This is a genomic window from Bowmanella yangjiangensis, from assembly GCF_017255015.1.
Classification (GTDB): domain Bacteria; phylum Pseudomonadota; class Gammaproteobacteria; order Enterobacterales; family Alteromonadaceae; genus Bowmanella; species Bowmanella yangjiangensis.
In genome coordinates this window covers 15019-37398 of the sequence record NZ_JAFKCS010000019.1, presented here as the reverse complement: position 1 = coordinate 37398, position 22380 = coordinate 15019, and the positions used below count along the sequence as shown (strand labels likewise).

Below are 22380 nucleotides of genomic sequence, written 5' to 3'. Positions count from 1 at the left end.
GGTATGGCTTGCTTATTGTTCTGTAAGCCTTGCCCCTTGCTGCTCAAGCCATGACTCTTTATAGCGGAACGAATTGGAGCCGGAATTATTGCGTCTGAAATAGCCGACACTATAGCCATTCATATACATATCCAGCGTACTCATTAACATTCCTCATTCCAGGTTTTACCCGCGCCGGAGATATCATCATTCTCTTCAGGTTTGATTGAACCTTTAGGGGTAACGGAGAGTTCCAATTCCAGAGCCGACAATAAACGGAACAGTGTATCGAGTTGCATTTTTTCCGGAGAAGATTCAAAACGGGAAACCGTTCCTTGCCTTAACCCAACTAGATCTGCAACCTGAGACTGACTGATACCACGGCGTTTGCGCTCGTCCCGCAGATATACCGAGAGTGTTTTCGGATCCGTCACTTTCATTGTTCGCTGCCTTATACGCAAGTGGGTATAAAATACAATTTATACGCATATGCGGATAATTGGTTTGAGTATTAAATAAGTTCAAGGTGGAGCGACTAGAGGGAAGTCGTTCAACTCCGCCGCCTTTGCACTTCCATTACCGCAATCGCTTTTTAACCGATGCTATGGTCAATTTGAACATGATTGATACCATTGGCAGCACATTCGCAAGATGTTCCTCATTCAGAAGAAACGTTACTTCCCTCTGCCGGAATACGAGCTAAAGGATAATCGCGTTCAAGTCACCATCATTGGTCGAGTCGCAGATATAGCCTACGCCAGAAAGCTGGCCGAATACCCAGACCTGACATTGGAACACATTCTGTTGCTGGATCGGGTACGAAAACGTAAACCACTCACGGATGGTCAGGCCAAACACCTCAAGGCTCTTAGACTGATCGAAGGCCGTAAGCCTAACTATCATATTCCAGCGCAACTGGCGGATCATAGTGGAGACAGGGCCCAATATATTCGTAACAGAGCCTTTGATGACCATCACTACAAACAACTTATTGCCGAATATTTGGACAAATTCGGTACAGCAAGACCTGTAGACATTGACGGGCTACTTTTAGACAAATTGCCTGATGTATTGGATGTCCCCCAGAAACACCACAAGATCAAAAATCTGTTACAAGCCCTGAAAAAAGAGGGCTGGATTGAGAGCGAAGGTAAGATTTGGAGAATGTCTAGCAAGCAATAGCTTAGACATTTTTACTAGCAGGGAATGCTTTACCACCAGTGAAGAATTCGAGCTTAGACTTAAGTTTGGGAACTGATGGCCTTACCAGTTGTGGTCACGGAAAATATTTTGATAGTGAAAACTATCGTAAAAAGCCTTGAAAGGTATGGCGCTCTCGATAGGGATCGAACCTATAACTTGGCCTCCGGAGGGCCACGTGATATCCATTTCACCACGAGAGCAAGACGGGATGTCTGGAGGCCGCGTACTATGCCCTAATAGTGGCTTGAAATCAATCCTGCTGAGCTGTTTGCCTGACTCCCAAAGGATGGGGGCTTTTGCCGAGCAGGTTGCCAAATAAATGACCGCAAAGACCCCACTAATAGTGGATAAATGGTTGTCGGGCACCGATTAACCGTTATAATCTGTGCCCAAAGTCGTGACAAACGAATTCTAAAGATCAGATTGGTGCGGGAGTAGGTTGTGAAATATAAAGCTTTGCTGGTATTGAGTGTGGGTCTGCTGGGCGTATTTGCCGGCCAGGCTGATGACATGTCTCGTGATGCTATCAAGGATCGCATCAAGCCTCTTGGACAAATTCATGTAGCCGGTGCGCAAGCACAAACGGCAGCGGCTTCCGGTCCTCGTTCTGGTGCGGACGTATTTAAAACATCCTGCTTTGCGTGCCATGGTACGGGCGTAATGGGGGCACCTAAGTCTGGTGATGCCGCTGCCTGGGGTGACAGAATCGCTCAGGGTATGGACACCATGCTGAATCATGCTATTAATGGTTTCAACGCCATGCCTCCTCGTGGCACCTGTGGAAATTGTTCCGACGACGAGATCAAGGCAGCTATTGAACATATGATCGAAGGCCTGTAAAACGGCGTATCGACGGCTTCTGTGCCGGAAGTTAAGACCACCTTTTTGGTGGTCTTTTTGTTTGAATTGCGCTATTTTTGGCCGGTTAGCGGCTAATTAACTATAAAATCTACAAGCAATTCGCATAACAAAGGCAACATGGCACCTGAAAAACTCGCTGAATTGATGAGCATTGAAGAGCTACGCGCTCTGGTGCCAGAACTTCAGCAATTGACTGAAAAATATAAACAGGCAGAAGCTTTGCAAAAGGCCCTGTTTGATATTTCTGAGCTTGCCAACTCAGTCAGCGAACTTTCTCGTCTTTATCCGGCCATTCATAACATTATCAGCGGTATGATGGATGCTGCGAACTTCTTTGTTGCCTTACATCATTCATCATCGGATCTTGTTGAATTTGTTTACGTTGTCGATGAGTTTGATGAATCCCTCGAACGGGAAGTGCCTTTTGCGAAAATTAAGCATGGCTTTACCGGATACATACTAACCACTGGCAACCCTTTATATCTCACCAAGGAAAACCTGCAGGAGCAAATTAAGGCAACTGGTGCTAAGGGTATTGGCACTATGCCGGTAGATTGGATTGGGGTACCACTACGCCGTGGGGCGCAAACCATTGGCGCCATGGTGGTGCAAAGCTATGATGATTCTATTCGTTACGAGGAGCGAGACAGAGAATTACTGGCTTTTGTTTCGCAGCATATAGTTAATGCTCTGGATCGGGTTAAAAATCGCGAACTGACGGAAAGAACCATTCGTGAGCGAACCCGCCAGTTGCGCCACATGAACGAAGAATTGCAGGATGAAATTCAGGAACGGCAGAAGATTGAATCCCTGCAACAGGCTTTGTTTGAGATTTCCGAGCTGTCCGCCAATGTGGAAGGCGACATGCAGGACTTTTATTCGAACTTGCATGACATTCTGGCCAGGTTGCTGAGTGCGCCGAACTGCTACATTGCAATTTGGGATCGCGCCAAAAGTATTCTGAATTTTCCCTATTTCAGTGATGAGTTGGATCAGAGTATTGCTCCCCGCCCGTTAGGGAGAGGCCTCACTGAATTTGTTCTGGCTAGCGGTCAGGCTGAGCTGATTAATGCCGAGCGGTCCATTCTGTTGTCTGAGCAAGGGCAGTTGGATAAAGATATCAGTGAGCGGATGCGGGAAAGAGAAACTAGCTGGCTAGGCTCACCACTGGTGGTGGATGGTGAGATTTCCGGTGTTATTGCCGTACAGACCTATGAAAAGAGTAAGGGTTACACACTCAAGGATCTCGAGCTGTTGAGATTTGTTTCTCACCATATTGCGGTGGCCATGGAGCGTAAACGTGTGGCCGATGCTATGCAGGCCATCAATCAGCAATTAGCTGAGAAGGTCAAAGAACGAACCGACGAGCTATATAAAACCAATCAGCATTTGAAGAAGCAGATTGAAGAACGTAAAGAAATAGAGCTGAAGCTGATCCACGATGCGCACCATGATGCCTTAACGGATCTTCCCAACCGTGTGATGTTTACAAATAGGTTAGAACTGGCAGTAGCTAATAAGAAACGTCATCCAGAGCATAATTTTGCTGTGCTGTTTATCGATTTGGACAGATTCAAACTTATCAACGACACCATCGGTCATCATGCCGGGGATATGTTCTTGATTGAAGTGTCCAAACGCCTCAGTCAGTGCATCCGTGGCCATGATTTGCTGGCGCGTTTGGGTGGAGATGAATTTGTCATCCTGCTCGACAGTCTGGAGCATGAAGAGGACGCGGAAGAGGTCGCTTCGCGCATTATTGAATTGTTAGCTAAGCCATTCATTTTAGATGACAAGGAAATGTATTCCGGTGCCAGTATCGGCATTGCCTTTATCCAGAACTGGTACAAGAAAGCCGAAGAAGTGATTCGTGATGCAGATGCAGCCATGTATCAGGCAAAGGCGTTGGGCCGCGGCCGTTTTATGAGTTTTGACAGCAGTATGCGCGAACGCCTGCTGGAAGAGTTGGAACTGGAAAGTGAATTCCGCCATATGCTCAAAGAAAACTTGTTCGAATGCTACTGTCAGCCAGCTGTGAACCTGGATACTCAGGAATGGGTCTATCTTGAGTGCTATATCCGTTGGCAGCACCCCACTTTGGGCAAAGTTAAGCGTGAACAGTTTTGGCAAGTGGCAGAACATAGCGGCCTGACCATAGAAATGGATAATTTTATGTTAGAGCGGGCCTGTAGCTGTTTGAAACAAATGCAAAAGGAAGCTGGTCACTCAGCCCATATTGCTCTGAACTTGAGCATTAACCATTTACTGCAAAGTAAACTGGTCAATCAAATGCTGGAACAGGTCGAGGCGGCAGGTATTTCACCCAGCCAGCTCGTTTTAGAATTCGACGAGAATGATTTAAACAAACGTTCCTCGCATATTTTGCCGGCATTGAAAAAGCTTAAAAAAGCCGGCGTTACTCTGGTGCTGGATAACTTCGGCAGTGGTCTGGCGTCACTTGCCTACTTGTATTCCTATCCTTTTGATTACGTCAAAATAGACCACAGATTTGTGAAGTCACTGCCTCGCTCGGAAAAGAATCTTAAAATGATTCAATCTGTTATCAGTATTGCCGAGCATCTGGGTTTTAAATTGATTGCAGAAGGAATTGAGAACCAAGCGCAATATGACGCACTAAGAGAAATAGGCTGCCAATATGGTCAGGGCAGCTTTGTGGTCAATTCACTGCGTATGGATCAGTTAACCAGCCTGCCCTCCCGGGAAATCAGCGCTTAAGCATATTGCGTAGATTGGCGATGCCAATTTCCCCCTTTTTCTGTCTGACTTCGGCACTGTCTTTCTCTTTTTTGTGCTCCCAAATCAGGTCGTCCTGTGGCAACTCGTACAAAAAGCGGCTGGGTTCAGGATTGATTACTTCACCATATTGTCGACGTTCTTTGGCCAGGGTGAAAAACAATTCCCGCTGGGCGCGGGTAATACCCACATAGGCCAGACGGCGCTCTTCCTCGATATTGTCTTCATCAATGCTGCTTTGATGGGGCAACAACCCCTCTTCCATACCGACCATAAACACATAGGGAAATTCTAGTCCTTTGGACGCATGCAGGGTCATCAATTGCACCTGATCGGCGTTTTCACTGTCCTCGCCCCGCTCCATCATGTCTCTGAGAATTAAGCGGTTAACCACTTCCTGCAGCGTCATGGCAGGATCGAGTTCATTCCCTTCCAGCATATTGGTCACCCAGCCAAACAGAGTACTGATATTGCTCATGGCCCATTCTGCTGCTTTGGGACTGGCGCTGGACTCGTACAGGTACTCTTCGTAGTGCATGCTTTTAATCATGTCGCGGATTGCTTGTCCGGCATCGCTCCTTGATGCTTGATCCGACAGCTCAACCAACCACCGGCTAAAATTTTGTACGGCAATTAGCGCCTTGCCGGAGAGCACGTTGTGTAGCTGGGCATGGCATGTGGCACTAAATAACGATTCGTGCAGTTCATTGGCAAAATTCCCCAGCTTCTCTAAGGTGGCGCGACCAATGCCTCGTGGCGGCACGTTTATTACACGTAATAAGGCGTTGTCGTCATCCTGATTCACCAACAAGCGCAGATACGCCATGATGTCTTTGATTTCCGCCTTGGCAAAGAAGGAGGTACCACCACTGATCTTATAAGGGATGCGGTTGGTGGTTAGGGTCTTCTCAAATAATCGGGATTGATGATTACCACGATACAATATTGCATAGTCTTTAAACTCTGTGCCGTTCATAAACTTATGCGCCATCAACTCTGCAACAACCCGCTCGGCTTCGTGCTCTTCGTTCTTGGCTTGTAATATTTTCAGTGGTTCGCCATAGCCTAACTCAGAAAATAGCTTCTTCTCGAATACGTGTGGGTTGTTTTGAATCAGAATGTTGGCGTTATGCAGTATACGGCCAGATGAGCGATAGTTTTGCTCAAGTTTGATCACCCGCAATTTGGGGAAGTCCGTTTGCAGCAATATCAGGTTTTGCGGTTTGGCACCTCGCCATGAGTAGATAGACTGATCATCATCCCCAACCACAGTAAAACGGGCACGCTCGCCCACCAGCAGTTTTACCAGTTCGTACTGACTGGTGTTGGTGTCCTGATACTCGTCCACCAACAGATAGCGAATTTTGTTCTGCCACTTCTGTCGTACGCTTTCATTCTGCTTAAGCAATAAGGTCGGCATCAGAATCAGATCGTCAAAATCCAGCGCATTGTATGCCTTTAGGTGCTGCTGATAGCGTAGATAATACTGGGCAAATTCCTTTTCACCAGGTGAAGTGGCGGCACGTTGCAACTGTTCAGGTAACAGCAAGTCGTTCTTCCAGTTGGAGATGCAGCTTTGTAATAAGACTAATTGTTCCTTATCACCATCCCATTCGTCCTGGGTCAGGTCTTTGAGCAAGGCCAAGCTGTCCTTGTCATCAAAGAGCGAGAAGCCGGCTTTCAGACCCAGCGCCTTGACCTCGGATTTGATAATGTTCAGGCCCAGAGTATGGAAGGTAGAAACTTTTAGCCCTCTGGCTTCCTGTTTACCAAGCGTCTGAGCAACCCGTTCCTTCATTTCACGGGCCGCTTTATTGGTAAAAGTAACAGCGGCAATGCCTCTGGCTGGCACATCACACTCACGCACCAGATAGGCAATCTTGTTCGTGATTACCCGGGTTTTGCCGCTGCCTGCACCGGCTAATACCAAGCAGGGGCCAGAGATATACTTGACTGCCTGATCCTGGGCTTCATTCAGTTTCATGCTCAGGCATTTCCTATATCAAAGCTGAGGACATCACGGATTTGAGATTTATTCAGTGCCAACATAAACACACGGTCCAACCCCACAGCCACGCCGGCACAGGGCGGTAAACCAGCTTCCAGTGCACCTAACAAATAGGGATCTATGGGCTTTTCGGCTTTGCCCTGCTGACGGCGTTTTAGATTATCTTGTTCAAATCTGGCTAACTGCTCTTCTGCATTATCCAATTCGTGAAAACCGTTGGCCAATTCCAGATTACGAAAATACAGCTCGAAGCGCTGTGCAACACGCCGGTCATCGGGATTAAGTTTCGCCAGCGACGCCTGGCTGGCCGGAAAATCATACACAAAACAGGGACGGACTTGCCCGATATGGGGCTCAACGCCATCGCAAAACAGCAGTTGCAGCAATACATCCCGGTCGCTTTCATTGGCCGCCAGGTCGCCATGTCCAAGCTTATTTGCCGCTTCGCGAAGTTCTTCCAAGTTGCTGCTCAAAGGGTCAAGCTGCAGATGTTCAAGGCAGGCCTGCTGATAGCTGATTCTATCGGCCGGTTGCGTATGACAAAGACTTTGTATTAGTTCATCCAGTTCCTGCATCAGGGCAAAATGATCAAAACCGGGTCTGTACCATTCCAGCATAGTAAATTCGGGGTTATGCCGACGCCCAGCCTCCTCGTTGCGGTAAGCTTTGCATATTTGGTAAATGGCACCGCTGCCGGCGGCGAGTAGCCGCTTCATGGCATATTCTGGCGAGGTTTGCAGGTATAAGGTGCGCCCCGCGGCTGCGCCTGGGCCAACAAACACGGTGCTAAAGCCCTGTAGATGTTCATCTGTTACTGTGGCGCTGGATAAATTGGGCGTTTCGACTTCCCATACATCTCGCTTGGCGAAAAAATCGCGGATCGCTCGCATCATTGATGCGCGCTTTTGCAAGACTTCAATGTCGGCGGTAGGTTGCCAGTGAACGGAATGGGACGTCATGGGTATCTGCTCGTGATGAATAAAAAAGCCCACGCAATGTGGGCTTTCGGATAGTACTTTTTGCTTACTTCTGAGCCCGGGAAACGTACTCACCGCTACGGGTATCGACTTTGATGACTTCGCCGGTTTGTATGAATAAAGGAACTCGTACTACTGCCCCTGTGCTGCAGGTAGCTGGCTTACCGCCGGTACCGGCTGTATCGCCTTTTAGACCTGGGTCGGTTTCAGTAATTTGCAGTTCAACAAAGTTAGGAGGAGTAACAGTAATAGGTGAACCATTCCACAAGGTGATAGTGCAAGGATCGTTTTCCACCAACCACTTCAGGTTGTCACCAACGGCCGCTTTGTCTGCGGCGATTTGTTCGAAGGTGTCGTTGTTCATAAAATGCCAGAACTCACCATCTGTGTACAGGTAAGCCAGGCTGATATCCATAACGTCAGCGCCTTCAACGGTGTCGCCGGATTTAAACGTCTTTTCCAGCACTTTGCCAGAAATCAGCTTACGGATTTTAACCCGGTTAAAGGCTTGACCCTTACCTGGTTTTACATACTCGTTCTCGAGGACGTTACAAGGCTCACCGTCGAGCATGATTTTTAGTCCAGCTTTGAATTCGTTTGTGCTGTAAAATGCCATCTTTTCCTCGTTACGTTTTGTGAGCACTTTCTTGGCGCAGATGATACCTAAAATTCTCACCGCTGTAGAGACTTCCTGGCAAAAAGAATTGGCTCAAGCCTATCGTGATCCCAGCAAATTGCTTGAAGTGCTGGACTTGCCAACCGAGCCTTTCCAGGCAGGTTTTGCTGCCAGAAAACTATTTCCCTTGATGGTGCCCAGACCTTTTGTGCGCCGGATGCGCAAAGGGGATGTGAATGACCCACTGTTACGTCAGGTCCTGACTCTGGAACAAGAACTTACTGCTGTTAGCGGTTACAGTGAGGATCCTCTCGACGAGCAGCAAAGTGCTGTACCAGGTTTACTGCACAAATACCAAAGCCGGGTGTTGATGATCATTCGTGGTGGCTGTGCCGTTAACTGCCGTTATTGTTTCAGACGGCACTTCCCCTATGCGGACAACTCACCTTCCAAAGCCGGTTGGCAGCAAGCGCTGGAGTATATTCGCGCCGATCAGCAGATTGACGAAGTGATCTATTCAGGTGGCGATCCATTAATGGCTAAGGACGACTTTCTGGCTTGGCTAAGTAGTGAAATCGCCGCGATTCCGCATGTGCGCAGATTGCGAATTCATACCCGACTGCCAGTAGTTATTCCGAGTCGGATTACTCGCGAGCTATTGGATTGGTTTACGGGCACGCGTCTGCAGCCAGTGATGGTGTTACATATTAATCACGCCAATGAAATGGATGATGAGCTAAAGCGGGCTGTAAAGCCACTGCGCGATGCCGGTGTGACGTTGTTAAACCAAGCGGTGTTGCTAAAAGGTGTGAACGATAGTGTGCAGGCTCAAGTAGAGCTAAGCGAAAGTGTTTTTGCGGCGGGTATTATGCCCTACTATCTGCATGTGTTGGATAAGGTGCAGGGAGCAGCACATTTTGATTTGGCTGAGTCTCAGGCGCGAGACATCATGGCGGGTGTGATAAAGCGCCTGCCGGGCTACCTGGTGCCCAAACTCGTTCGAGAGATTGGTAACCAACCCGGCAAGACGCCCATTGACTTACATCTTCAACCCTAGCGCAGGCGAGCCTGGCTGAAATCGGGCTGCCAATCAGGCGTAGGTATCGATAGACGATCCCAACGACGGATTTGCCGAAGAAGCTTTGGGTACGTCAGATGCTGAATCCAGCAACTGAAGTGCGGCCTTGCCCTCTTGTTCTTGCTGACTTTTAGCAAGTTTTGCAGAGCGAAGTTCTGCCGACACGTCGGACATTCCAGAGGTTGAAGCACCTTGTAGTTCCATACCTGATCCTCTTACAGCTTGAGAGTGAATTTAAAAGTAGGCAGAATTGCCCACCTTCGACACCTTATCGGCCAGCGTTAGGGTATCTTTAACCAAAACAGCGAATTTTTTCATGCAATCCATCTTAGACAAACTGAAAGACAACATGCAGATCTTGTATCGGCGGGCTTTGGACGCAGATCAGACATTGGCAAAGTTGCATCAGCAAGGGCAAGGTAAGTTTCAACAGATCTTTGCCGATGATGCTGGTTTCAAAGTGCAAAGCAAAAGATTCGGTCCCTATGTGGAAGAATTGGCAAAAGACATTGTGACGCTTGAAGGCTTAACCGGAAGCTCGTCGTTTGAATCTGAGCTGGCTGTGGTGGTAAAAAAAATGGAGCAGCTTTTTAACACGCTGTCTGGCTTGAAGGAAAGTCTGAAAGGTTAACAATAAAGCAATGTCCCCTGATGCCTTGCCTGGTTGTTTTTTGACCGGCTTGGTGCATACTTAGCATTGAGAGGGTACTTAACCTTGAGGTAGCCAGAGGGGGAGGTTGTGATGGACGTTGTGGCAACCAACACATCGTTAAATTCGACATTTCGCCAACAGTCGGTAAAAGCCGAGACTGGCGAAGCATCTGTTGCGTTCGGAATAGGTGCGAAGCCCCAGGTGGAATTGTCTGCGCAGGCTAAGATTTTGCAGCAGACCGAACAAAACCTGCAGACCCAGCAAGCCAGTCGTCAAGTTCGCGAGCCCGAGCAAAAAGATCCGGAACAACAAGCAAGCAACGAGTATGTGCGAGTGTCCAGTAGCGTCGGTCCAGCTGCGCAAAGCAATAATCTCAGCACGGATAAAGCGACTGAGCTATATCGCTCCATTGAGAAAATGCTCTAAGTAAAAAGCCAGGGTCATCCCTGGCTTTTTACTACTTATCGTCTTTTTTCGGTAAGAATTCTGCAAAGGCTTCGTTAAACCAATCCCGTAGCATGTTCTTTTCATAGCGCAGCGATTCGCTGTTAAATAAAGGGTTTACCCTGTCCTGAAAACTCATGTCTTTGAGGTCAACTTCTTCGCCTTTCAGTTGCTGGCCATTGGCATCCAGCAGTTTGTAATCAAATTTCATGCGAGGAATGTCGATACGCTTGATAAGACGCACATCTGAGGGGCTATCCAAACCAACAAAGCTGCCAGGCCATACCTGCCCGGCCAAATCGACGTTGGTCACGTTCATTTGCAGTTTTTGCCCATCTGGCAATTTTTCCGCCAGCTTTTCCATGTACTTTTGTATATCAGCAAAGGTACGTTCTCTGAAATTAACTCTCGATTCATTTGCAGGGTGGACATCTGTATAGCGTTCAGGATCCTGCCAATTAATCTCAACGTCAGCCTTTGCCCAGGATACGCCACTTACACCAAGCAACGCGGCTGCCATTAATAAGGAACGGGTAGCATTTTTCATACTCTTACCTCTGCATATACATAAGGGTTATATGAATCAGTCTACATGCTTCAACTGAATTTTGGCTGAACCAAAAAAAGATAAGTGCATTATAGCTAAAGGATTTCTAAAACTTTGCTGAGATAGCTGCAGTAGGTCTTGTGAAGTTGCGTCTGTGCGAGCTGCAGCATTACTGAATTAATAGGCCGCAGTATCGATGCTACAACGCTCGTTTTGAGTATAAAAAAGGCCGGGAAACCCGGCCAACCACAACACAGGTTTGATTGCTTAACCTGCTCTTGCACTATGTCGGTAACCGCGGGCTTCCTTTCCACAAACCGACGGGCCATGCTAACGTCAGCGTAGAACTGAATCAGATCGAAATTGGCAGTATTTGTGAGAAATTGTAATTGCTGAGTGAGTCCGGATTAAGGCTTTGCTAATCTATCCAGTCAGTATTTTAGGGGCAGTAGTAGCATGTTGCGTTTTTTGATAAGTATCTTATTGGCGGGCCTGGTGGTCAGCCAAAACGCTATTGCCTGCGAACAAGACTGTATTGACACAAACCAGTGGCAGATTGGTGTGGCCATTGGTGCTGGAGTGAGAACGAATCCCTTGGTGGATGGTGATAATATTCCCCTTGTCATCCTGCCCGATATCGCCTGGTATGGTGAACACTTCTATCTCGATAATGATGAATTAGGCTATCAGTTAAAAAATGATGCTGATTGGGCCTTGGAAGGCTTCGTAAATATTAATAAAGAAGCCGCAAATTTTGCATTTTGGCATCCTGCCAACTTGTTCTCCAATATGTCGATGAACTCCGGTTTTATCGGGCCTTCTGCAGAAGTAAAACGCAGTGTATCAAAGGATGATGTGGCTACTCGACATTGGTCTGTTAATGGTGGTGTTCGTATGCATTGGCGCCATGACAATGGCGAACTAAAAGCTAGTGTTGCAACAGATGTGAGCGGCGTACACAACGGCCAACAAGTGGAACTCAATTATAGTTACTCAACTAACCTTGGGAGTTGGCGCTGGAGTATCACGCCGGGACTTATCTGGAAAAGCGCTACGTTGGTTGATTACTATTATGGGTTGGATGATCGTGATGGCGTGGATACCTTCCTCTATTATGAGGGGCGATCAGGTTGGTATCCTTCCCTTGCTTTACAGCTAGCACGGCCTCTTGCAGAAAACTGGCTGTTGCTCGCTAGCATGAGTTGGACCAAACTGCACAAGGGAATGACGGACAGCCCGTTATTGGAAGAGCGCAACATTCGAGGACTTTTTGTCGGTGTGGCATACCAATTTTAAGTGGAATCAAGCTTGAAGCTCCCGATGGTTGGTGCGTTTGGGCTGTTGGCGTTTTTTGCGTTTCCGTTTACTTACGCAGCAGAAGATCTAGGTTGGCGAATTAAACCGAATGTCTGTGTGGTTAAGGAAATGGGGGATGCTTGTCAACTGCAACTAAGTATTGAGATTCTTGGGGACTTGCCTCCTGATGCCTGTTTATTTTTCAGCAACCAAGAATTGCAGTGCTGGCAAGTTCCAACCAAGCATGTGCAACTGTCTCTCAGTTACAGCGAAACTGCCACACTGAGCATGAGACACGATGACCAAGATATTTTGACCGAGACGCTGGAAGTGAAGGCACAAAGTGCGTTCCGCCAGCGGGTGCGTAAACCCTGGAGTCTGTTCTAATGGCAAAAGTTTTTCTGGTAGAAGATGATGAAAGGCTCAGTCAACTGACCGCCGACTTTTTGCGTAACCAGCAATTGGACGTAGTTCAGTTTGCAGATGGTTCCGGCTTATTGCAGGAAGTGCGCAAACAGCAGCCTGATATCATCTTGCTGGATGTCATGTTACCTGGCGAAGATGGTTTTATGCTGTGTCGCTCTTTGCGGAATTCATTTAGTGGTCCCATCCTGTTTTTAACGGCCAGGGACACAAACTACGACCAGGTATTGGGCTTGGAGTTGGGCGCCGATGACTATGTCATCAAGCCCGTTGAACCTCGTGTCCTGTTAGCCAGAATACATGCGCTGCTGCGCCGCGTGAAACCAGTTGTCAGCCAGCAGCAGTCCAGCAAACTGAAGTTCGGCAGTCTGAGCATCGACAGCGCTTCCCGTCAGGTGTTGTTAGCTGGTGAACAGATACCGCTGACCAGTCATGAATTTGATCTGCTGTGGATGTTGGCCGAAAACGCATCTCAGTTGGTTGACAGGGAAAAAATCTATCGTGACTTAATTGGCCGCGAATATGATGGCTTGGACCGTTCAGCAGACGTGCGTATATCCAGGCTGCGCAAGAAGCTACAAGACAATCAGCAAAATCCGCAGCGAATTAAGACAATCTGGGGCAAAGGATTCTTTTTCGTCGCCGATGCCTGGGATTGATATGTGCCAAGTCTGCTTCGCGGTACCGGGTTGAGTAAATGGGCAGACTCTTTGTCAGCCTCTACCTGTTTATTGTGCTTTCGCTGGTTGGATTAGCCGCGATTCTGGATAAAGCATTTGTCGAAACCGATGATCAGTTGGATCCCTGGGTAGCGGCAACGGCTGCTTATATCGCCGAGCACCAGCATGAACCTGCACAACTTAAAAGCCATCTCCAATCATTTGGTTTGACCGCTGAGCTGTTGGATATGGATAGTATCGCCTGGCCAACTGATATGGCCGAGCAACTCAGGCAAGGCTTGCCCATTGTGTTGTACGATGAGCGGGTAGGTCAGCAACTTTATGTGTTAAATAACCGGGGCGAGTTGCTGCAGATCTATCACCCGGATAGCCACACCAAACTGAATGTCTGGTTATATAGCGGCTTGTTCTTTGGCCTGCTTGGGATTTTATTATCCCTTTGGATATGGCCTTTGTGGCGGGACCTATCACGTCTAAAAGATGCCTCCAACTCATTGCGTCAGGATGGGTCATTACCCGAGCTTTCGGTAGGCTCGGCCTCAGCCTTATCCAGTATTGTGCAGTCATTTAACCAACTTAGTGATCAAATTAAGCAGCTTCTACAGAACCAGCGCGAGCTGACCGGCGCGGTAGCCCATGAATTTCGTACCCCTTTGTCGCGGCTGAAGTTTGCCCTGGCGGTTGAACCTCCGCCGGGAACGGCTCCCTGGCAAGCCATGAGCCGGGATGTGGAAGAGCTGGAACGTTTGGTGCAGGAAATGCTCGATTACGCCAGCATGGAGAGCATGGCCCCAGAAATGGACTATTCGTTACTGCCCTTGGCAGAGCTCATCGAAGGCGTAGCCCGGCGCATGCAAATCAATTGCCCACCGAATATTGAACTGGCACTGGAGTTAAAAGAATTCGAGCTTTTGGCGGATGGTCACTTTGTCCAAAGAGCCCTACAAAATATCCTGCAAAACGCCATGCGCTACGCAAAAAGCAAGATCCAGGTCAGCATTGAAGAAGGCGAACATCAGGTATGTATTCTCATTGATGATGATGGCTTTGGGGTCAGTGCAGCGGATCGACAGCGAATTTTTGAGCCCTTCTTCAGGCCCGACAGTAGCCGTGACCGGAAGCGAGGTGGTGCTGGATTAGGATTGGCTATTGTACGTCGTATTCAGCAGTGGCATGCAGGGAGTTGCTATGTTGAGGACTCTCCTCTAGGCGGCGCGCGTTTTATACTCTGTTATCCCAAACCCAATAAAAAAGGCCTGTAACAGGCCTTTTTTCAGCGTTGCTGCATTACTTGCCTTGCTCTCTGGCGATGGCGCGCCAAGCAATATCTTTGCGGCAGAACATGCCATTCCAACTGATTTCCTCAACCAGCTTGTAGGCGTTTTGTTGTGCTTCGCTGACCGTTTCTCCTAGTGCGGTTGCACAAAGCACCCGACCACCGTTAGTAACAACTTGGCCATCCTGCATTTTGGTGCCGGCATGGAATACCTTAGCGCTGGCACTTTCGCCTTTGCCCAGACCGCTGATCACGTCGCCTTTAGGATAATCGTTAGGATAGCCTTTGGCTGCAAGCACCACACCTACCGCAGCGCGGTTGTCGAAAGCAATTTCAGTGCTATCCAATTTGCTATCCAGTGCGGCTTCACACAGGCCAACCAGATCAGATTGCAAACGCAGCATAATGGGCTGAGTCTCTGGATCGCCAAAACGACAGTTATATTCAATCACCTTGGGGGTCCCTTCAGCGGTGATCATTAATCCAGCATACAGGAAGCCAACATAGGGATTACCCTCGGAAGCCATGCCTTGCACTGTGGGGTAAATCACTTGATCCAGGATGCGCTGGTGAATTTCTGCTGTCACGACCGGCGCTGGGGAGTAGGCACCCATACCGCCCGTGTTAGGTCCCTGGTCACCATCGCCAACCCGTTTATGGTCTTGGCTGGTGGCAAAGGACAGCACATTCTTACCGTCAACCATAACAATAAAGCTGGCTTCTTCGCCGTCTAGAAACTCTTCGATGACGACACGGTTCCCGGCGTCACCAAAGGCGTTACCGGCCAACATATCACGAATGGCGTCTTCGGCTTCTTGCTCTGTCATAGCGACAATTACACCTTTTCCGGCTGCCAGACCGTCGGCTTTCACCACAATAGGTGCACCCTGCTGTTTGACATAGTCAATGGCCGGGGCAATTTCGGTAAAGGTTTGGTAGGCCGCAGTCGGAATATTGTGACGAGCCAGAAAATCCTTGGTGAAGGCTTTGGAGCCTTCCAGTTGTGCTGCAGCCTGGCTCGGACCAAAGATGCGCAGGCCAGCAGCCTGGAACTTGTCCACTACACCCAACACCAGCGGCGCTTCCGGGCCAACAATGGTCAGGTCGATTTTTTCCTGCTGAGCAAAAGCCAGCAAACCGCCAATGTTTTCTGCACCTATGGCCACATTCTGTATACCCGCTTCGAGCTCGGTACCGGCATTACCTGGTGCGATAAACACCTGGCTTACCTGTTCAGATTGGGCTGCCTTCCAGGCCAACGCATGTTCACGGCCACCGCCGCCGATAATCAATACTTTCATTCTGTTCTCCCTTGCAGGACAAGTTTGTTAGCTGCAAGCTAAGCTATCCGGTCCTGCATTGTGCCTGAAAATCTATTAGTGGCGGAAGTGACGCATGCCAGTAAATACCATGGTCATACCATGCTCGTCGGCTGCGGCAATCACTTCTTCGTCGCGCATGGAACCACCGGGTTGAATGACCGCTTTAATGCCAGCCGCTGCGGCCGCGTCGATACCATCACGGAACGGGAAGAAGGCGTCGGATGCCATGACGGAACCCGCTACTTCGAGGTTCTCATCGGCGGCTTTGATACCGGCGATTTTGGCAGAATATACACGGCTCATCTGGCCTGCACCCACACCAATAGTCATGCTGTCTTTGCTGTAAACGATGGCGTTAGACTTAACGTACTTAGCCACTTTCCAGGCAAACAGCAGATCTTTCAATTCCTGCTCACTGGGCTGACGCTTGGAAACGACTTTAAGGTCTTCCAGATCCACCATGCCGAAGTCGCGGTCTTGTACCAACAAGCCCCCATTGACCCGTTTCAGGTCAAACTCTTCCGTTAACTGGCCACGCCAGTCACCACACTCAAGCAAACGTATATTCTGTTTGGCGCTGACGATTGCAGCCGCCTCAGCCGATACGCTTGGGGCGATGATCACTTCCACAAACTGGCGGTCAATAATGGCCTGAGCGGTTTTACCGTCCAGCTCCTGGTTAAAGGCAATGATGCCGCCAAATGCGGAGGTGGGATCGGTTTGATAAGCGCGGTTATAAGCTTCCAGGATATCCTTGCCCAGTGCCACACCACAAGGATTGGCATGTTTAACGATAACGCAGGCCGGCTCGTCGAATTCTTTCACACATTCCAATGCCGCATCGGTATCGGCGATGTTGTTGTACGACAGTTCTTTACCTTGTAACTGGCGAGCGGTGGCAACAGAGGCTTCCTGCACATCAGCTTCTACATAGAACGCAGCAGACTGATGGCTGTTTTCGCCATAGCGCAGATCCTGTTGCTTGATAAATTGCAGGTTCAGCGTGCGTGGGAAGGGCGAGCCTTCGCTGGATGCTTCACCGTGAGAAGGCACCATAGCGCCGAAGTAATTGGCAATCATGCCGTCGTACTGGGCAGTGTGTTCAAAGGCGGCAATGGCCAGATCGAAACGGGTAGCCTGGGTGAGGCTGCCGCTGTTCTGCTGCATTTCTTCCAGCACACGGGCATAGTCATGAGCATTAACAATGATGGCCACGTCGTTGTGGTTTTTGGCAGCGGCGCGCACCATAGTCGGCCCGCCGATATCGATATTTTCGATAGCATCTTCCAGTGTGCAATCATCATTGGCCACTGTATTGGCAAAGGGGTAGAGGTTAACCACCACCATATCAATAGGCTTGATATCATGTTGTTCCATTACGCCTTCATCCAGACCGCGACGTCCAAGGATACCGCCGTGTACTTTTGGATGCAGTGTCTTAACCCGACCATCCATAATTTCAGGGTGCCCGGTGTAGTCTGACACTTCGGTGACTGTCAGACCTGCATTTGCCAGCAGTTTAGCGGTACCACCGGTTGATAGCAGTTCGATATCCATGGCCGCCAGGGCCTGGGCGAATTCAACGATACCGGTTTTGTCTGACACGCTTAACAGGGCGCGACGGATGGGTTTTGCATTTTCCATCAAGAAGTCCTCTTGGGATGAAGAATAGAAGAACATGAAATTGGCCTGGCACAGTGTAGATGCCGGCCGAATTAATGAAAAGAGCACCATCAGGTGCTCTTTTCAGTGGTGGCCAGCAGGCCTTAGTTCATACCGTACTGCTTCAGTTTCTTGCGCAGTGTACCACGGTTGATACCCATCATGATGGCAGCGCGGGTTTGGTTGCCACGGGTGAAGGTCATGATTTCTTCCAGTAGCGGCGCTTCAACTTCGGCCAGAACCAGTTCATACAGGTTCTCGATGTTAGTGTTGTCCAGCTGTTTCAAGTATTTGTTGACGGCTTGCTTGACGGAGTCGCGCAGTGGCTTCTGAGCCTGAGTTTGAGAAGGAGTCGTTACCGTAGTGGTAAAAGGAGAAGTTACGTTTTGATCGAACATAATACTATCTTTGCTCTTAGGTTAATGATACTCGGCGACAGAAACGGAGGTAGACTCCGATTCCATCAACTGTTCAAAATACTGATTTAATGCTTCAAGTTGCGCTTGCGCCTCTTCAATGGCATTAAAGTTACTGCGAAACCGACGATCCAGGTCATGTTCCGCCAAATACCAACCCACATGCTTGCGGGCGATACGAGCGCCTGAAAACTCACCATAAAATTGGTGTACGTTGCTGACATGTTCGAGCATCACCTGCCTAACTTCAGCTAACGGAGGTGGCGTTAACAGCTCACCTGTTTTCAGATAATGCGCAATTTCTCTGAAGATCCAGGGACGCCCCTGAGCTCCTCGACCAATCATCACGGCGTCGGCACCGGTCATTGTCAGCACTTGGCTGGCTTTTTCCGGGCTGGTGATATCCCCGTTCGCTACTACCGGAATATGCACTGCCTGTTTGATGGCCCTGATGGTGTCATACTCTGCATCTCCTCTATACATACAGGCTCTGGTCCTGCCATGTACGGCGAGAGATTGAATACCTTCACCTGCGGCGATTTTGGCGATCTCCACGCCATTACGGTTGTCCGTGTCCCATCCTGTACGGATTTTCAACGTCACGGGAACGTCTACTGCTTTGACAACCGCGCTCACAATATCCCGAACCAGGTCCGGATACTGCAGCAGGGCTGAGCCCGCCATTTTTTTATTCACCTTCTTGGCCGGACATCCCATATTGATATCAATGATCTGGGCACCGGTTTCGACGTTATGGATAGCAGTCGCAGCCATTAACTCTGGATCTGACCCTGCAATTTGCACAGATCTGACACCAGATTCACCTTCATGATTCATGCGGTGTTTGGACTTGTCTGATTTCCATACGTCGGGGTTGGACAACAACATTTCTGACACCACCAAACCTGCACCCATGCGTTTGCATAATTGCCTGAAGGGACGGTCAGTTACACCAGCCATAGGTGCCAGAATCAGATTATTCTCTAGTTTGTAAGGACCAATCTGCATAACACCGCTGTGCAAAAAATATCCACCCTGTCCAAAAGGGCGCTAAGTTTACGGTTTTTTTGCCATGATGAAAAGGCTAGAAATTAAACAAAATGTCAGTTTTTTTGCCATTTGTGACTTGACAGGCAAAAACCTGTTATGCCGCTTGTATCAAGCGGGACGGGCGCTGGCGAGCACCCTTCCTGACTGGTTGGACAATATTCGTTTTGCACTGTTTTGGTGCGAGCTATTGGTGGCGGGTTCCGCTGACCCTGGCCCAATCTCCCTCTACGGCCACCTCATCCATATGAAAATCCATGCTATAAAGCTTACGGATATCTTCTGCCTGCTCTTTGAGGATCCCTGACAAGGCCAGTTTGCCACCTGGACGGCAATAAGCCGTAATCACCTCTCGCAAATCTCGCAGCGGACCGGCGAGAATATTGGCGACTACCACATCTGCTTTGAGTTCCGGCTGATTTGACGGCAAATACAGTTCTATCTGTTCACCCACCTGATTACGGTTGGCGTTATCCTGGCTGGCTTGAATGGCCTGGGGATCAATATCTATACCGACAACGCGTTTGGCTCCCAACTTTAAGGCAGCAATACCCAGAATGCCTGAGCCGCAACCGAAATCCACCACCAGGCTTTCATCCAATGGCAGGCTATCGAGCCAGCGTAAACACAATGCCGTAGTGGGGTGAGTGCCGGTGCCGAAGGCTAAGCCGGGATCCAGCATGACGTTTACGGCGGTCTTATCCGGCACGTCCCGCCAGCTAGGACAAATCCACAGGCGGGTGCCAAATTGCATTGGGTGGAAATTGTCCATCCATTCCCGTTCCCAATCTTTATCTTCCAGTGGGTCGAGCTTAATCAGTGTATTCGCCGGCAATTGGCTTTTTAATTCCAGCAGTAATGGTGTGAGCTCATCCTCTGCATCAAACAGTCCGACTACCTGAGTATCTGGCCACAACTGTACTTCGCCAGGCTTCGGCTCATACCAGGGAGTGTCTTTGGCATCGACAAAAGTTACCGCCTGGGCGCCCCAATCAGACAAAAGTTCGCCAAGCGGCTCTGCTGCTTTGGCGTCAGTATTAATACGAAGTTGGATCCAGGCCATGCTGTGCTCATCATTTTGTGACGCTGCAGGCAACGTCAATTATAAATGTGCAGAAGTATAAAGGTAGGAAGCTGGATCACCAAAGGATCCTGTCTTACCCTGTTGAAGTGGGATAAGTACCAAATGAGCGAGGATAGGCATGCGAGGAACGTTAATTCTGGGATGCTTGTTATTGAGTTTTATGACACGAGGCGAATCCTTGGTGATGGGGGTCGGTTGGACCAAGCCACCTTATGTTATTGCAGACCAGGAGCGAGGCTTTGAGCTGGATTTAATTCGAGCAGTACTGGGAAACCTGGGTCATAAAGTCAATCCTGTTTACGTGCCTTTTGGTCGGTCGGCCAGCATGCTTACTTACGGACAGGTTGATTTGGTGCTGAATATGACGGAGCAATTGCCGGTTCCTCCAGAACAACTGAGCCAGGTTTATGTCACTTACCGCAATGTGGCAGTCAGTCTTAAAGTGAGTCGAGTCAATCTCCAGCGCATTGGTGATATGCAAAACTACAGCGTAGTTGCCTTTCAAAATGCCGGTATCGTGCTCGGTCAGGATTTTGCTGACAATGTTGCCGGCAACAAGTTCTATACAGAATTACCCGACCAAAGTAAGCAGGTAAAAATGTTAATGGAAGGGCGGGTCGATATTATTGTGTTGGATATCAATATATTCAGGCACATAGCGCGCAAGATAAGTGAAGATGCCATGGAATTGGTTGATGTGCATTGGCTATTTCCACCGACAGATTACCGCGTGGGATTCAAAGATAAGGCGCTGCTAAGCGCATTTAACATGGCGTTGACTGAGTACCGCCAATCTGATGAGTATTTCTCTCTGATGGAGGCATATGACATCTGGCAACCGCAATACGTCAAACCTTAAGCGAAGCCATGATGACCAGGTTTCTTGGTGTAACCTCGCGCTCACAGAAGGTAGAAAGAGAAGTCTGATAACCGTTTTCCTGCAGATACAAACAACGGTCCAAAGCCAGCCAGAGTTCCAGATGACGGCGAAACAGTTGCTGTATCAATTCCATTTTTTCGACTTGTCTAAGTCGGTGTTCGGCCATCTGTGTAAGCTCGTGCAACAGGTGTTGCCCATCAAACTGCATGCCCTTTTGCTGTGCCGCCCATCGACAAAAAGCCAGAGGGGGTTGGCGAAACAGTGAGTCGGGCGCAGAAGGAATGCTCAGATATTGATTCTTACCCAGGTGTCGGCGTTGCCAAATATCAAAAATTTGCCGATATCGCCTCTCCACCTGACGTTTGTCACGCTCTCTTTGATGAGCGGTAACGGTTTCTTGTACTGCCAAACGTAAATCCTGGCGCGATAGCCTCAGCTCGCTTTTTTGAGCTAACTGGCTTAGCGGGTGATATTCAGCCTGGGGGATGAGCTGGTAACAGCAAGGACATAAGCGTATTTCCTGTACTTTATTTTCTACCGCTTGCTCAAGCATGGTGATATGCAATTGTCCACAGGCATGCAGGGCCACCACTTGCTGGGCCTGCTGCAGATAGCGAAAGCTACTTTGCGTGAGTACATCCAGACAGTGAAATTTCTGTCTTAGCTCCAACTTCTCTGCAATGACTTGTCCTTGTTGGCAAAGTTCTTCTTGCCATTCTAATGACAGGACTTCACAGCCATCCTGCCAGGCTAGCAATCTGCCAAGGTGCCCTTTGCCAGCACACCATTCAACAATGGGTTGAGACTTGGCGGTGATAAGACCTGAAAAAGCACTTATTTGCTGCCATTTACGTCCTTTAATGCCAGTTTTAAGCCAAAAAGGTGCGTCGACGGAAGTGTCCTGATGGGGAATGGGTACTAGCTCATCAGATAAACGCAGCCCGGGTAAATATGCAGAACAATCGTGAATCAACTGTTCGGGGTGTGCTTGCCACAACCGGATGGATTGTTCAGGCTGTTCATCCAGCCAGTCAGCCAGAGATGGATAGCTTGTACGCCAGGGGTAGTCATCTTCCACAAAGGGCGTAAATTGCCAGAGTTGGCGGAAGTGACAAAGGTAGTTGTCTAGCTGTTGAAATTGCGTGGCCAGCATAGTGAAGCGTTAGATAAAAATG

The 22380-nt window shown here is 48.9% G+C and carries 24 protein-coding genes and 1 tRNA gene; 11 read left to right on the top strand and 14 right to left on the bottom strand.

Annotation, left to right across the window (positions count from 1 at the left end; translation table 11 throughout):
- Positions 1-12 precede the first annotated feature (12 nt).
- Together J0A65_RS27725 and J0A65_RS16620 are read right to left on the bottom strand one after the other, a co-directional pair.
- Positions 13-144, bottom strand: a complete 132-nt coding sequence (locus J0A65_RS27725) for a HipA N-terminal domain-containing protein (protein WP_269814681.1) — start codon at positions 142-144, stop codon at positions 13-15.
- Positions 144-419 (bottom strand): helix-turn-helix domain-containing protein, encoded by a 276-nt coding sequence (locus J0A65_RS16620; RefSeq protein ID WP_206595443.1) that lies wholly within the window; start codon positions 417-419, stop codon positions 144-146. The genes J0A65_RS27725 and J0A65_RS16620 overlap by 1 nt, the downstream gene beginning before the upstream one ends.
- 211 nt (positions 420-630) lie before the next feature.
- Here J0A65_RS16620 and J0A65_RS16615 point away from each other — a divergent pair, with 211 nt between their 5' ends.
- Positions 631-1161, top strand: coding sequence for a hypothetical protein (locus J0A65_RS16615; protein ID WP_206595442.1), 531 nt, complete (start codon positions 631-633; stop codon positions 1159-1161).
- Between the two features lie 146 nt (positions 1162-1307).
- Here J0A65_RS16615 and J0A65_RS16610 read toward each other — a convergent pair.
- Positions 1308-1382, bottom strand: a tRNA-Arg gene (locus tag J0A65_RS16610).
- A 241-nt stretch (positions 1383-1623) separates the two neighbouring features.
- On the opposite strand from J0A65_RS16610, the gene J0A65_RS16605 reads away from it, so the two are divergent.
- On the top strand, positions 1624-2022 hold the full coding sequence (locus J0A65_RS16605; protein WP_332874354.1) for a c-type cytochrome: 399 nt from the start codon (positions 1624-1626) through the stop codon (positions 2020-2022).
- 138 nt (positions 2023-2160) lie between these two features.
- Entirely contained in the window at positions 2161-4779 is a 2619-nt protein-coding gene (locus tag J0A65_RS16600; protein WP_206595441.1) for a sensor domain-containing phosphodiesterase, read from the top strand.
- Here J0A65_RS16600 and rep read toward each other — a convergent pair.
- The 3 genes from rep to efp form a co-directional block, all read right to left on the bottom strand.
- Positions 4769-6781, bottom strand: coding sequence for a DNA helicase Rep (rep, locus tag J0A65_RS16595; RefSeq protein ID WP_206595440.1), 2013 nt, complete (start codon positions 6779-6781; stop codon positions 4769-4771). The genes J0A65_RS16600 and rep overlap by 11 nt on opposite strands.
- A gap of 2 nt (positions 6782-6783) precedes the next feature.
- Positions 6784-7764, bottom strand: coding sequence for an elongation factor P--(R)-beta-lysine ligase (epmA, locus tag J0A65_RS16590; RefSeq protein ID WP_206595439.1), 981 nt, complete (start codon positions 7762-7764; stop codon positions 6784-6786).
- Positions 7765-7828: 64 nt separating this feature from the next.
- The gene (gene efp, locus J0A65_RS16585; RefSeq protein ID WP_206595438.1) at positions 7829-8398 is read right to left on the bottom strand and encodes an elongation factor P; all 570 of its coding nucleotides are present in this window, start codon (positions 8396-8398) and stop codon (positions 7829-7831) included.
- Positions 8399-8429: 31 nt separating this feature from the next.
- On the opposite strand from efp, the gene epmB reads away from it, so the two are divergent.
- Positions 8430-9455 (top strand): EF-P beta-lysylation protein EpmB, encoded by a 1026-nt coding sequence (gene epmB / locus J0A65_RS16580; RefSeq protein WP_206595437.1) that lies wholly within the window; start codon positions 8430-8432, stop codon positions 9453-9455.
- 33 nt (positions 9456-9488) lie between these two features.
- Here the strand turns inward: epmB and J0A65_RS16575 are convergent, their stop codons facing one another.
- Positions 9489-9680 carry a hypothetical protein gene (locus J0A65_RS16575; protein WP_206595436.1) on the bottom strand — a complete coding sequence of 64 codons (192 nt, stop codon included), beginning with the start codon at positions 9678-9680 and terminating at the stop codon, positions 9489-9491.
- 112 nt (positions 9681-9792) lie between these two features.
- Between J0A65_RS16575 and J0A65_RS16570 the strand changes: the two genes are divergently transcribed.
- Complete coding sequence (locus tag J0A65_RS16570) at positions 9793-10107, top strand: hypothetical protein (RefSeq protein WP_206595435.1); 315 nt, start codon at positions 9793-9795, stop codon at positions 10105-10107.
- A 111-nt stretch (positions 10108-10218) separates the two neighbouring features.
- Positions 10219-10554, top strand: a complete 336-nt coding sequence (locus J0A65_RS16565) for a hypothetical protein (RefSeq protein WP_206595434.1) — start codon at positions 10219-10221, stop codon at positions 10552-10554.
- 31 nt (positions 10555-10585) lie between these two features.
- Here the strand turns inward: J0A65_RS16565 and J0A65_RS16560 are convergent, their stop codons facing one another.
- Positions 10586-11119 (bottom strand): DUF3016 domain-containing protein, encoded by a 534-nt coding sequence (locus J0A65_RS16560; protein ID WP_206595433.1) that lies wholly within the window; start codon positions 11117-11119, stop codon positions 10586-10588.
- Positions 11120-11575: 456 nt separating this feature from the next.
- Here J0A65_RS16560 and J0A65_RS16555 point away from each other — a divergent pair, with 456 nt between their 5' ends.
- The 4 genes from J0A65_RS16555 to J0A65_RS16540 are packed head-to-tail and all read left to right on the top strand — an operon-like array spanning position 11576 to position 14780.
- Positions 11576-12415 (top strand): MipA/OmpV family protein, encoded by an 840-nt coding sequence (locus J0A65_RS16555; RefSeq protein ID WP_206595432.1) that lies wholly within the window; start codon positions 11576-11578, stop codon positions 12413-12415.
- 12 nt (positions 12416-12427) lie between these two features.
- Positions 12428-12802, top strand: coding sequence for a DUF3019 domain-containing protein (locus J0A65_RS16550; protein WP_206595431.1), 375 nt, complete (start codon positions 12428-12430; stop codon positions 12800-12802).
- Positions 12802-13497: a response regulator gene (locus J0A65_RS16545; protein WP_206595430.1), complete on the top strand. Its 696-nt coding sequence runs from the start codon at positions 12802-12804 to the stop codon at positions 13495-13497. The genes J0A65_RS16550 and J0A65_RS16545 overlap by 1 nt, the downstream gene beginning before the upstream one ends.
- A 38-nt stretch (positions 13498-13535) precedes the next feature.
- Entirely contained in the window at positions 13536-14780 is a 1245-nt protein-coding gene (locus tag J0A65_RS16540) for an ATP-binding protein (RefSeq protein WP_206595429.1), read from the top strand.
- A 25-nt stretch (positions 14781-14805) separates the two neighbouring features.
- Here J0A65_RS16540 and purD read toward each other — a convergent pair whose 3' ends face one another.
- The 5 genes from purD to prmA all read right to left on the bottom strand — a co-directional run bounded on the left by purD (position 14806) and on the right by prmA (position 20304).
- Positions 14806-16095 (bottom strand): phosphoribosylamine--glycine ligase, encoded by a 1290-nt coding sequence (purD, locus tag J0A65_RS16535; protein WP_206595428.1) that lies wholly within the window; start codon positions 16093-16095, stop codon positions 14806-14808.
- A gap of 75 nt (positions 16096-16170) precedes the next feature.
- Positions 16171-17760 (bottom strand): bifunctional phosphoribosylaminoimidazolecarboxamide formyltransferase/IMP cyclohydrolase, encoded by a 1590-nt coding sequence (gene purH, locus J0A65_RS16530; protein WP_206595427.1) that lies wholly within the window; start codon positions 17758-17760, stop codon positions 16171-16173.
- Between the two features lie 122 nt (positions 17761-17882).
- Positions 17883-18176 carry a DNA-binding transcriptional regulator Fis gene (fis, locus tag J0A65_RS16525; protein ID WP_102794436.1) on the bottom strand — a complete coding sequence of 98 codons (294 nt, stop codon included), beginning with the start codon at positions 18174-18176 and terminating at the stop codon, positions 17883-17885.
- A gap of 21 nt (positions 18177-18197) precedes the next feature.
- A complete protein-coding gene (gene dusB / locus J0A65_RS16520; RefSeq protein WP_206595489.1) occupies positions 18198-19202 on the bottom strand; it encodes a tRNA dihydrouridine synthase DusB in 1005 nt (334 codons plus the stop codon).
- A gap of 226 nt (positions 19203-19428) precedes the next feature.
- Positions 19429-20304, bottom strand: a complete 876-nt coding sequence (gene prmA / locus J0A65_RS16515) for a 50S ribosomal protein L11 methyltransferase (RefSeq protein ID WP_206595426.1) — start codon at positions 20302-20304, stop codon at positions 19429-19431.
- Between the two features lie 139 nt (positions 20305-20443).
- Between prmA and J0A65_RS16510 the strand changes: the two genes are divergently transcribed.
- Positions 20444-21184 (top strand): substrate-binding periplasmic protein, encoded by a 741-nt coding sequence (locus J0A65_RS16510; RefSeq protein WP_206595425.1) that lies wholly within the window; start codon positions 20444-20446, stop codon positions 21182-21184.
- Here the strand turns inward: J0A65_RS16510 and J0A65_RS16505 are convergent.
- Positions 21174-22358 (bottom strand): methyltransferase, encoded by a 1185-nt coding sequence (locus tag J0A65_RS16505; protein WP_206595424.1) that lies wholly within the window; start codon positions 22356-22358, stop codon positions 21174-21176. The two genes, J0A65_RS16510 and J0A65_RS16505, sit on opposite strands and share 11 nt — an antisense overlap.
- Between the last annotated feature and the right edge of the window lie 22 nt (positions 22359-22380).